Raw genomic sequence first — 2,321 nt, forward strand, 5'->3', positions numbered from 1 at the left:
CCTTTTTGTATCCGTATATACTATTATCTTATAATCAAGAATTTCAAATACATACATTTTGATAAGTAATTTTACTTAACTATATTTATCTTAATTTTCTTGTGTAAGTAAAAAAAAATCAGGAGTAGTGTCAATACTCTACACTCATTGATATATTTAGATTTGAGACTGGTAACTTACTCTTATATCGTTATCCAAGAAATGATGAATCTATTACCTCAGAAAAAGTCCTATTATCAAAGGGGTATCGATGAGCGAAGCCTCATCGACACTCTCACTAATAATAATTATCATTCTCATAAACTCAGGCAAATTTTTACCCAGGTAAAGAGTGCTTAAACCCTTATCCAACAATAGCTTTGAAGTCCTTGTCACCCCGTGAGCTTTTTCCCCTTGATCTTCCCACACTCCCTAAAACGAAGCTAATTTTTTAGCAATAGGCATCCGCCAACCTGTGCCAAAAGCTCGCTCGCTAATTTTCAAACCAGGGGGTGCTTGTCTACGTTTAAATTCTGCTCGCATAACTAATTTCACCACTTTATTTACTACCTCTGAATCATGTCCTGCTGCAATAATTTCTGCTAAGGATTCACAGTTTTCTACTAACCTAAATAAAATATCATCTAATATTTCATAATCAGGTAAAGAATCTTGGTCTTTTTGGTCTTCTTTTAACTCAGCACTCGGAGCTTTGGTCAGAATATTTTCAGGAATAATATTTTGCTTTTCAGGAATTAGTAAATTTTCGGCTCCATAGAAATTTTGATTGCCATTAACTGCCTGTTGATTTAACCACTTACACAAAGAATAAACGCGAGTTTTCGGCACATCTGAAATTACAGCTAATCCACCATTCATATCACCATAAAGAGTGCAATAACCAACCGCCATTTCTGACTTATTACCAGTGGATAAAAGCAAATGACCAAACTTATTAGAAATAGCCATTAATAAATTTCCACGAATCCGAGATTGAATATTCTCTTCAGCAATGCCAAAATTTGTACCTGTAAATAAACCTCCCAAACTATTGTCATAACCTTTCATTAAATCCCCAATAGATATAACCTGTTTAGCAATACCTAAATTTTCTGCTAATTCTAAAGCATCTTTCACAGAATGTTCTGAACTATAGGGAGAAGGCATCAAAATAGTAAAAACATTTTCCTTTCCTAATGCAGCAGTAGCGATCGCTGCAACTAAAGCAGAATCTATTCCTCCACTTAAACCCAGAACAACTTTAGAAAAACCACACTTCCGCAGATAATCTTTTACCCCTAACACCAAAGCAGACCAAATTTCTTCATCCTTGCTTTCTAGCAAATTTGTACTTTCAAAATTTTCTGAAGTTAAATCTTTTTTTGCCGAATTAAATTCTACAACTGCCAAACTTGTTTCAAAAGCTTTAGCACGATAAATCACTTTTCCAGCACTATTAAAAACTACACTACAACCATCAAAAATCAAATCATCATTACCACCCACTTGATTAGTATAAATAATTGGTATCTGATAACGATTCGTACTATGTTCTAACATAGCCTCTCGCAATTTTTGTTTCCCAACTCGGTAAGGAGAAGCTGACATATTAATCACAAAATCAACCTGTTGTTCGGCTAATTCTTTCATCGGGTCACAAGTATAATTTCGCTTTCCCCAAAATTCTGCATCATTCCACAAATCTTCGCAAATAGTCACACCAACTTTAGCCGAAGATTCTGATATTTCAGGAGAAATTTCTAATGTGAAAAAATCGCTAGTTTTTCCAGGTTCAAAATATCGGTCTTCATCAAAGACATCATAAGTAGGTAAAAGTCGTTTATGAAATATTTGTTTAACTTTTCCATTGATTAATAAAGCTGCACTATTAAATAAAGATTTTTCTCCATTTTCAGCAGCTTGAGAATTAAAAGTTACAGTTCCCACTAAAACAGCTATTTCTGATGGTAAATCTTTAGCTAAACTTTCTAATTCTACAGCAGCAGCTTCTATTAAACTAGGATAAATTAATAAATCTCGTGGCGGATAACCTATTAATGATAATTCTGGAGTTATTATCAATTTAGCATCTAAACTTTGTGCTTTTTGTGCTGCTTCTAAAATTAATTTGGCATTGCCATAAATATCACCAATAATAGGATTAAGTTGAGCAATTGCTATTTTCATAATATTCGATTATTTCTACAATAAATATACTAATCCTAACTGTAACAGAAAAACCTGTTTAGAGGTGATCTACGCCTCATAGTTAGGGTATGCTGAAAAAGTCTTTTTGTAAGCATTTCCTGCGGAATGCTGCGCAAACAGCTATTAGCAGTCAG

The 2,321-nt window shown here is 33.6% G+C and carries 1 protein-coding gene; it reads right to left on the bottom strand.

Annotated features, from left to right (window positions below):
* Positions 1 to 411 precede the first annotated feature (411 nt).
* A complete protein-coding gene (locus AFK68_RS01285) occupies positions 412 to 2,166 on the bottom strand; it encodes an NAD+ synthase (protein ID WP_094671012.1) in 1,755 nt (584 codons plus the stop codon).
* Between the last annotated feature and the right edge of the window lie 155 nt (positions 2,167 to 2,321).

It is taken from the genome of Hydrocoleum sp. CS-953 (genome assembly GCF_002260545.1).
GTDB lineage: Bacteria > Cyanobacteriota > Cyanobacteriia > Cyanobacteriales > Microcoleaceae > Trichodesmium.

What these genes read in the sequence shown, in the direction of transcription:
- AFK68_RS01285 (WP_094671012.1), bottom strand. Translation starts at nt 2,166, where the DNA reads ATGAAAATAGCAATTGCTCAACTTAATCCTATTATTGGTGATATTTAT.